The 9,659-nt window shown below is 40.1% G+C and carries 9 protein-coding genes and 1 pseudogene; 1 reads left to right on the top strand and 9 read right to left on the bottom strand.

The window, feature by feature from the left end:
• From OB236_RS17755 to OB236_RS17730, 6 genes are all read right to left on the bottom strand, one after another.
• Positions 1-804, bottom strand: an 804-nt coding sequence (locus tag OB236_RS17755) for a Rieske (2Fe-2S) protein (protein ID WP_262685209.1), incomplete at its 3' end; no start/stop codon positions are given.
• Between the two features lie 448 nt (positions 805-1,252).
• On the bottom strand, positions 1,253-2,212 hold the full coding sequence (locus OB236_RS17750) for a copper amine oxidase N-terminal domain-containing protein (RefSeq protein ID WP_262685208.1): 960 nt from the start codon (positions 2,210-2,212) through the stop codon (positions 1,253-1,255).
• A gap of 101 nt (positions 2,213-2,313) precedes the next feature.
• Positions 2,314-2,940, bottom strand: coding sequence for a hypothetical protein (locus OB236_RS17745; protein WP_262685207.1), 627 nt, complete (start codon positions 2,938-2,940; stop codon positions 2,314-2,316).
• Between the two features lie 30 nt (positions 2,941-2,970).
• A complete protein-coding gene (locus tag OB236_RS17740; protein ID WP_262685206.1) occupies positions 2,971-3,534 on the bottom strand; it encodes a matrixin family metalloprotease in 564 nt (187 codons plus the stop codon).
• Positions 3,535-3,802: 268 nt separating this feature from the next.
• A complete protein-coding gene (locus OB236_RS17735; RefSeq protein WP_262685205.1) occupies positions 3,803-4,273 on the bottom strand; it encodes a hypothetical protein in 471 nt (156 codons plus the stop codon).
• A gap of 636 nt (positions 4,274-4,909) precedes the next feature.
• Positions 4,910-6,730: a hypothetical protein gene (locus OB236_RS17730; RefSeq protein WP_262685204.1), complete on the bottom strand. Its 1,821-nt coding sequence runs from the start codon at positions 6,728-6,730 to the stop codon at positions 4,910-4,912.
• Between the two features lie 176 nt (positions 6,731-6,906).
• On the opposite strand from OB236_RS17730, the pseudogene OB236_RS17725 reads away from it, so the two are divergent.
• Positions 6,907-7,173: pseudogene (locus OB236_RS17725) on the top strand (phospholipase D-like domain-containing protein); the annotation flags it as partial.
• Between the two features lie 130 nt (positions 7,174-7,303).
• Here OB236_RS17725 and OB236_RS17720 read toward each other — a convergent pair.
• The 3 genes from OB236_RS17720 to OB236_RS17710 all read right to left on the bottom strand — a co-directional run bounded on the left by OB236_RS17720 (position 7,304) and on the right by OB236_RS17710 (position 8,907).
• Positions 7,304-7,450 carry a hypothetical protein gene (locus OB236_RS17720; RefSeq protein WP_262685202.1) on the bottom strand — a complete coding sequence of 49 codons (147 nt, stop codon included), beginning with the start codon at positions 7,448-7,450 and terminating at the stop codon, positions 7,304-7,306.
• A gap of 106 nt (positions 7,451-7,556) precedes the next feature.
• Positions 7,557-7,745 (bottom strand): hypothetical protein, encoded by a 189-nt coding sequence (locus OB236_RS17715; protein ID WP_262685201.1) that lies wholly within the window; start codon positions 7,743-7,745, stop codon positions 7,557-7,559.
• Positions 7,732-8,907: a hypothetical protein gene (locus tag OB236_RS17710; protein WP_262685200.1), complete on the bottom strand. Its 1,176-nt coding sequence runs from the start codon at positions 8,905-8,907 to the stop codon at positions 7,732-7,734. The genes OB236_RS17715 and OB236_RS17710 overlap by 14 nt, the downstream gene beginning before the upstream one ends.
• Positions 8,908-9,659: the final 752 nt, after the last annotated feature.

Here is a 9,659-nt window from a genome sequence, read left to right as displayed (position 1 = left end):
GCCGTCCAAGTAAAAGTGATCTGTTGCGGCGATAAGCATCATTTCCGACAGCCGTTTCGTGTCTATGCCTTTCAAAATTGTGGTGATTAGCACTTTCTCTGCGCCCTTCGTATCCCGAACCTCTATGCAGCTGCGATACCACTCGGTCAACCGTTCGAACGGTACGTCCGCTGACGGAAGCGCCGATAGTAAGTGGCGGGTTCCTCTGCCCGAGCTGCCTCGAGCAACATGGACAAGACCTTGGTACAAGGCGAGTATTTTGCCGTTCTTGTCAAGCTTGTCGACGCTTTGCACCATCGCGGTAAGGATCGTAAGTCCGGCGTTCCAGCCCGTTCCATATGTCGTACCGAATTCGATGCCAATGCGAGCAATGTCCTGCTCTGGCACTCCCGCTTCGATCAGTCCGACGACCGCTTTCGCGATGACGATACCAATATTTTGCTCGAGTCCTTCTTTCAGTTTACTTTTATATTTTTCCGCGCCTTCCGCTCTTCTGGAAACCGGATTTACCCAAACTTCGCCGTCCTCGACCTGCACTTCATACGACGGAACATCGTCTGCCCACGGATCAAGCGTACCACCGCTACAGACGTCAAACCGGGCATGATGCCAATGGCACGTCAATATCCCGCCACACAAGCTACCCATGTGTAGCGGAAAGCCTAAATGCGGGCAGCGGTTGTCCACCGCATATACTTGGTCTTCATGATAAAAAACAGCGATGCCGCTTCGTATAACCTTTGCACCCTCTTGTTTAAGCGCTTCCAAATTGCCTGCCGAAATCCAGTTTAAACTGACACTCATCAATACAGCCTCCTTTATTTTTCAAGTTGCACTCCAAACTAAAACAATCGTATCGCATCAGAACCCTCAGGGTTCTTTTCCATAGTTTTATTATACCTTAATGTCCCGGCCAGTACTGATCCAGAGCACATCATACTCATTGGAAAAGGTGAAGGTAACCTTCCGGATGTCCGGACTAAACGGCGGATTTTGGATGACTAAGATGCATGCCTTGGCACCGCAGCTCACATAGCAACCAAGTAAAGTTGCCTATGAAATAGGACGAAGACTGATGCGGAATAATCAAAACTGATTTCGCGGGTTGCTCTAACTTCACAATGAGGTTAGACATCATCACACAATCTGCGATGATGTCTGCTTGTTGGGGAACGGGGGAATCAATTTGAGGCCGGTCGCAGGTTCTGAAAGCCACGAGATACATGTACATTGTTGAAGTTTCATCTTAATTCTATTTGATTTCAATTACAAAAGCGTACCCTGCATCTGCTATGTTTATATTTTGATTTAAGTTCCATAATCCTTTTAGAGAATAAATGTATTTTCCTTTGCTAGTTGGAAGATTTATTGTATTATTAATTATTTCTATATAATTATCTATGTCATCTCTTTTATACAAAAGTCTGTGAGGGGCAGGTTCATACTCAAAATGAATTTTTAGCTCTGAGCCAGCTTCTACAGTAATTGGTGCTAAGTTATTAGTAAGTTCTTTGACGGGTACAAAGTCTTTACAACTTTTCCAACAATTTGAAGATTCAACTGTAGGTACGACTTGATTACCTATAGTAAGTATCAGATTAGGTTGTTCATCTCCCCTCACAATAGGTAAACCAAGATAATCAACAGTTAACTTAACATAGGAATAGTTCGATATATCCGTATTTAATTTTTCCTGTATGACAATGGGAATCACATCTCCCACTTTACCCTTTCCTTTTTCAGCAGAGTTTTCGTATTTTGAAACATGGCCTATTATTTTATTTTGAGAATCGTAAAAAACTAATTTAAAAATTAATCCGAAATCATCAACTAAATTCTTGGAGAGATCAGAATCAATGAGAATTTGACCCTTTATAGTTGTTACTTCCCCTTTACTTACCTCCAAATTACCAAGATGTAAATTAGGGTAATTTTCATCAGATACTAACTGTTTGTGGTTTTCAGCTAGTATAGAAATGGAATTAGTTAATTCGTTATATCCTACGGCAGCACCCATTTTCTCTGTAATGAAACGAAGGGGTACGTATGTGCTTCCTTGAAAATTAAATAATGACATCTCAGATTGATTGATCTGTCCGTTGATAAGCAATTTGGATTGAGATATGACTACATTAAATGCATTTTCACCAAAAACCAAGCTAGGCAATGCTAGAAATAATCCGCAAATGAATCCAAGGCCAAATTTCTTCATAATATCCCCCTTAGCAATATTCCCCATTTATATATGGGATTAAAGATAGAAAATAAGAGTATACATTTTAAAATGTATACTCTTACCATGCTTATTTCAAGTTAGAGTTTGTCACTGTATTTTTTAACGATGTTTTTCTTTAAATCATCTTTTTCTACTTTTGATTGCTTATCTTCAGGTAAGTCAGTCGGATCCGTACTGTCCAAGTTAAACTTGCCGGATTCCATGTTTATTATTGAATAATTTCCGAAACTATTTTTCTTTAAAAAAATGATATATTTACTGTCTTTTTTTAACTCCTGATAATGCTCAGTCGTAATTTTCTGTTGTCTGTTCTCACTAATTAAAGTGCTAACAGGTTCAATAATATTGATAGTTTGATTAATATCAAGATCACTAGGTTTTTTAATAACCTTCTCAACATTAATATTAGTATTTGTATAAAAATCGCTAATTAGTCCATCTTTAAATCGTTTGACTTGTCGGTCTCTGTCCTTAAATTCTTGTGAAGGAGTACCTACAATAATCAAATCAGCTGCTTCTTCAAGATCATTTATTTTATTATATTTCACAAATTTTGCTTCAGTCGAAATGGTAGGAAGATCGTTTGATAAGGATTGAGCGGCAGATTTTTGATTTACCAAACTTGTAATTAACAAACTACCCATTAATATCAAAGCTGATAAACAAATTATATTTTTTTTAGTCACTACGGGACTTGTTTGCAAATAAATCGCTCCTTTCATATTTTCAATTGTTTAAGGCCATTTTAGATTTAACTGAGCCTTATCGTAGTCCCTTGGAGCAGTAAAGAAGTTTCCTTCTGACATTACGCTCGTTTCATTTGGTTGAAAGGTATGTGCCAGTCCAAGTGTATGGCCTATTTCATGAACGGCCGCACTTTTTTTAGCAACTTCATTCGGCGTATTATTGTCATAGACCAAAGTCATTGCATACAACCAGTTACTTGATGGATGAGATGGCGCACTTGCAGAGTATGAGTCGTAACAAATCATTTCACCCTGTAGAGTTCTTTGACTCGTTGATACGCCATATACATCAGGCTTAGAATTATTAGTTTCATATACTCTACTAAGTGAAACGTGTGAATTTATACCATTCCAACTTGATGCTGCGGAAGTATAGATGTTTGTGTAATTTGTGCTGTAATTATCCACACTACTGTGTATAAAGTATGGAATGTTACCATTTCCAGGAGTACGTTTCCCTGCATACAACTCTGCATTCGCTGTACTTAACATGGTTGCAGCAAGCAATATCGTAGTAGCTGTTGTTATAACGGATTTAGATATTTTCTTCATAGAGCGCCTCCTAACGAAATTATAGATATGTAGCCGGCCGGGCCAACAAGATATATCCTTATATTTACAATTATAGGTATAATAAACAAATATAACAGTGTCGTAAGCACTATATTACAATATTATGCATTTATTAACATATTCTGTTTTTTTATTTGACTAACATATTAAAGTTGCGACAAATAGTTCGAATGTATCACTACTACCATAGTGTTTTTAGTATTTCAGTTCCTAAAAGGAGATGTCCTTAAACGCTACCACCTCCCACCTATCCTTCTAGTCTCTTATAACCCAACTTACGTTCATAATGCCTCTGCATGACGAGCTCATGCACCAGCCAATAACGCCCCGACTTCCAGATTAGCCCGACATTTATATATTCCTCAAGAAGATCATTGTCAATATCTTGCTTGATCTTGCCCACATGCAGCCCCCACATCGGTTCAGCATGATTTGTGGTCATGGTTTTAGGCAAATTGACTATACAAACCTGGCATATCATTATGGATTTTAATTCTGGGTCCGTTTCCTCAGTCCAGCGCTGACAAAGATCACAGCGTTGCGTAAATTTTGTATAAGTCATTTTTTCCAGCTTCTGACTATAGTCAGCAAGTAATCGGTCAATTGTAAATTTTTTAAACATTTCGAGTTCCATATTATCAATTTCAATTTGATCTAACTTGTCTTTAAGCTCCTCGAGATCAGCTATTTTCTTTTTTAAATCTCCGATAATGTCCATATGTTCACCTCGTTATCCGTTATCGTCTATAAATGTAAACGATATCGTCTTTTTATTCAATATTCAGCTATTTATATTTGCCATTTTTTAAATGAGGGACCTGAAGAAAACCTCATTATATAGGGGTTTTTGCGGTTTTTTGAAGCATTATTTTGCCCCAATTGCAACGAAACGCTTCAAAGAACCTGCGGCAAAGAAATACTTCCAAAATCACAATGAAAAAGGGATCCGTAGCAGTTGCAGATCCCGTTTCAATTAATTGAACTATCGTTCTCCGTCGTGGATCCTTGAGAGCATTTTAAAGTTTAGTTTGCTCTGGTCCGAGATCACAGAAGGATAAAGTATAAGCCGTCAATCAGCGTCAGAATAAAAGCGGAGGCATCCAATACGCTTCAGAGGTGGTTGGTTCTCTCGTGAAATCCTCAACCCTGGATGCAGGGTAGCCTATGCGTAAATAGGCGAGCCGCCACGAACGGTAATAGTGGCTGCTTCTAAAGGGCATGATTCATACTTAATTTACTTCAAACAACCCGAGTCGATCATTCTAATGGTCAAAATCTCCCTAAGTACCCACTACCACTCGACATAATCGCAACTAAAAACGGTACGCTTCATAAGGAAAGCATACCGTACAAATTATTTGTTTCTTATCCAGTTCCACATGCTCGGGCGATTATCTTTTCCTCTTATTTCCCGCAGTGTTTCTATTACATACCTATCCAGCTGCTCGAAAGTCATTTTACTAACTCGATCCAGACCATCATTTCGGCTCGGCTTCTCCTTGATGCATACCAGTATTTCTTTATAATCTTGGTCACCGATCTCCTTGGCACGCCATTTCTCCAAGAGGAAATGCTTGACTTCTTCTTCGTCCTTGCCGTCAGCTACCTCACGTTTGATTACCTCTCCTTCATCCTGCAAGCTTGCATACCAGATTATCAAACGATCTTGGGTTCGCTCGGCCACGTACAGGTGGACGTCCTTCTTCATGTTCAGATAGTTCGCTATGGATAGTGTAATTAGGATGACACTGTTCAGTACCTGAATGAGATGAACAAGCATCGTGAAAGCGAACTCTTCCGTCATCGGGTAGGATATATTGAACACGGCAATCGCAACCCCGCCGAACAATGCTTGTAGATAGTCCCCAAAAGCGTCCAAAGCGTACAGGGCATAGCCGTTTTCGAACGGCTTCACGACGTCTCCTAGCTTCTTCAAGTGACCGTACAAGAAATAAACCACTGACGAGGTCACCGCCATCTCGACAATGCTGGTGACAGCTAGCCTCACCCTGTCTGCACCCGTCAGCGCGGAGCCTTTCGGCTGCGAGGACAGTACGTCACGGGAGAAGGCATATCCAACTTCGACCGTCCGTGATAGCAGCCTGCTGAATAAGATAATAAGCAGAATGACGATCGCCTCGCGCTTGCGAGACGTGTAAGGCAGCACGAAGAGAACGACCGCTAACGCATTCGCCGCGAACAGGAAGGACAGCATCAAGTTCGTCTTATTCCTAAATCTAATATACTGCGATAGGTAAACCGGATAAATGAGCGAAAGATCGATCCTAGTCAAGGATTGAATAAGCTTCAGTTTCGTGAAGTAGTCCATACTGGGGGCATTGATGCGGTAAACGGTATGTATGGCATGCTTCAGTAGCTCTTCCGAGTATTTCCATTTCTTTAAACGCTCGAGCGAATGATCAGCCGCCTCTGCGCTGTTCAAAAAATTCGAAAGGAGAAGTCTGCGATGCAGGAAGACCTTGCCCTCCTGAGCAGAGCGCAGCTCCAGCAGCACAATGATTACGAGAAAGAAGCAGATCAACACAAACAACAGTAAGTAAACGTTGGCTGCAAACACATTAATCATAACGTAAAAGATGCGGAAAACGATATGCTGTCCCTTCGTCGCTTCATAGGAATACCACGAAAAGATCACCGCGCCAATCGTCACGACGGCCGAGGCAAGCTTGAGCCAGCGGCTACACATCCAAACATATCTGGCCAGAGCCCCCCCTGAGGCTAGCAGCGTCGCTATCGTCACAATAAGTTTCCATATGGGCATAACATCTATCTTATTCAACGCCCACATGGAGAAGTAGAATAAAAAAAAGCTCAGAATAAATGCACTGAGGTTGCGATCCAAGATAATACCTAAGAATCTGCTCCAAATGGGACTCGGTCGAACCGTAAAAAACATGAAAATGTTCATAGCAATGGTTACGGAGCATATATATATCACTTGTACGCTGCCGTACAGAAAATAGTTCTGAAGCCAATCCACGCTTTTTACAGAGGAATTCAGCATGTCGAACGCTACGATCCCGTATATCGCTTGCAAATCGATATAGTTTAGCAGGAAGACGAAAACCATTACAAAGAAAATTTGAAAAACGGTATATCCATGCCAATCTTTTTTGTACTCCGACATGCGAATATCGCTGAAGGAATGGTCCATCTGCAATCGACCTCTTGTCATGTTGAATTGATAAAAAGCGACACAATCAGACATTGTATGATAGCGTCTGCCACTTATGTAGATTCGATGATAGAGTGGAAAATCCTCCTTGTCGGGTGACTCATTTCCCAGTATAACCGCTTCATCATGATTACACATAATGGAAATCGCAAGACGAGTTGGCGACAATAATAGGCAGTGCTGGGATTCCGATGAAAATCAATAAACATTGTGGCTTGATGCATTTGAAGATCACAATAGCGGATAAGAAGGTCGCAACCACCGGCTCTTTCAACTATTCCAAACCGGCCAGTACAACGAAGGATGAGGTTCTGATGGTCATGCGCGGCGAAGAGGTAGCCAAGTCGTTTACGGAACAATTCGAAAAGATGTGGAATAACACGAAGGAGTTTGAAACGATCGAAAAGAAGATTGTGCAATAAATGCATGACTAAAACCCTCTTTCGTTAGATTGAGGGAATTTTTTAACATCATTAAACTATAGTATTCGTCCATTTACTTGTGACTATTGCAAACAGATCTTTTTTAACAAACCTGACACAAGGGACAAACTTACTTTTGTTCACTTCTGCGCTTATCCCTTTTTAACCTGATCTTATCAATATTTTCTCTGATCTCTTTGGTTTTCTCTTTTGCAGATGCGAATTCACGCTCACCTAAACGAAATTTACCTCGAACGACTTTTCCTCTATCTGCCATGATAAACAATCCCTTCTGGTTTGTAATCTATCAGCAGTATGGTCAAGTCTACCAAAATTTAATCAAAAAAATAGAGGGCTACGTGTAGTAGCCCTCATCTCTTCTATTATTCTGCCGCGGCTGCGACTTCATCATTATTGATCAGTATTTTGTTTAATTGCTTTTCCCGAAGTTTGATTGCGGTTCTCCGCTGTAGTCTAGGGGTTTCGAGATCTTCAATGGTACGTACTATATCATCGAGTCTTTGCTTATTGGTTCTTAAAGGATCTAAAGAACGTTCTTTATGCTTCAGCATTTTGAACACCCTCCTCATTATTTAATAGTCCACGTTCATCCAAGAGTATACAAATGATTCTGATTAATCGATACATTTCTTTTGACTCTATTGTATCACGTAACTGAAGATTTGTAGAGTCATAGTGAAAGTTATAGATTAATACCCGCTCCGACGGCAGCTCAATCCAGTAACTTGCAACAGTTCGGCCTTCCCGATCGCTGGTTGCATATTCCAGAGACTTTTCACTGCTAATTAATCGTATGGAGGAATAATGTGCATATTCTGGATCGTGAATATCAATATGGGATGGGGTTTCTGTGGTTCCCTGTTCTCCGATCATGTAAAGATCATCACCGATTAATTCAAATAGAGAAAAGTTACTTAAAATTCGAAGGTCGTTGATACCAAATAAACTGGGATCCCTTCGACGTAATCGATACAACGTATCAATAGCCGTATTAAATCCATCTTCATTCGTGGTGACTTGTTGGATCAGCAAATCAATTTGCTGATCCAGCTTATCGATTTCCAGTTCAGCTTCTTTTAAAAACTGGGCCCTTTCCGCTAAATTTTGGATCAAATTATCATTTTGGTTACGCAGTTTCTCAATTTCCTTTTCATAATGTTCAGAAATGCTTTTAAATGAATTATCACGAAATATGTTTTTAACCATGTCGTAGGCCCATTCAAAAGAATGTGAACTCTTTAAGTAATTTAAGATAAGGTAATATTCTTTGGGTCGAAATAGCTTGTACATCACAGGTGTAAAGTAGGGATCATCAAGTGTAAGCATACGAGTGAAGTTGGCTTTGATTGAAAGAAAAATGGAAAGCAGAAACCAGGAAACACCGATCACCGACGGCCATCTTGAATCAAGCAGGGTGTGCCAATTTAATGCTGCACTTGTAATACCCAAAGCACCGGCACCTAATGCTATCCAAACCGTTATGTGATTTGAAAAAAACGCAACGCCTTTCTGCATGCTCTCATCAGGCATTTTCTCGTACTGTAATCCTAGTAAAGAACGGATTAGGAGCGGGCCAAGCCATCCTGGTGGCCCAGGAAACTGATCTCTGGCCTTCAGTAGAACCGTATCAAAGTCCTTTGATCTAGCTAAAAGAAATGACAAGACAGTTGAGCTTTCCGTTTCAACTTCTTGAATTAGTTGTTCTTCTGTCAATGGATATACAGCTTCTATCTATATTCCCTTACCATAAAACTATATATTTCAATTCTATCATATTAGTAACTATTCCTCCTGGAAGTTAGATGAGAGTACACTTGAAAAAAGACCAGTAGCTTAACAGGCTGTCGAATCATGACGGCAGCCTCGTCCTGGTTGTTTTTGAGGTATCGTGACCGTTTAGTTGTCTTGTGATCTTCTATCCATGAACTGTTCAGTATTTTTCTTAAAACAAACCAAATTTTTGGTAAGGCCATGATAATCTTATGTCCCAAGCAAGCCTATAGTACCTTCACGTTATCTTTGAGCTCCAGCCCCACGCAAGGGGGAAGAAAATATTTACTAAAGAAGAAATCATGGCTTAGGAAAACGAAATCGCAAGTAAAAAAGCTTATATCAAGAAGCTATAAGGACCCGCGAATTGAGAAGATAAAAGAGGTTCGAAAAAGAATTAAAGCAGTTCATTACCACAAAGAAATAAAAACTGCCGCAAAGATCATTACAGGCTTTATAGAAACAAGATGACACAGTTAGTCCACATGGAGAAATTCGATTTGATTGTCAGCTACAAAAAAACAAGTGGCTGGCTAACATGGTAATTACTTATTTAACAACGAACCCGGCGTCAATAGACTCGGGTTTTCTTGTGAAGTAAATTAAATATGGCTGATTGAGCTATTGTTCTGCGTTAGATTCCTGTAGATGGATAAATTTCAGCTTTGTAAAAAAACGAGCGCCTCGGTACGATG

It is taken from the genome of Paenibacillus baimaensis (assembly GCF_025567575.1).
The sequence above is the reverse complement of the archived record's forward strand: the minus strand, read 5'-3'. Positions and strand labels throughout refer to the sequence as shown.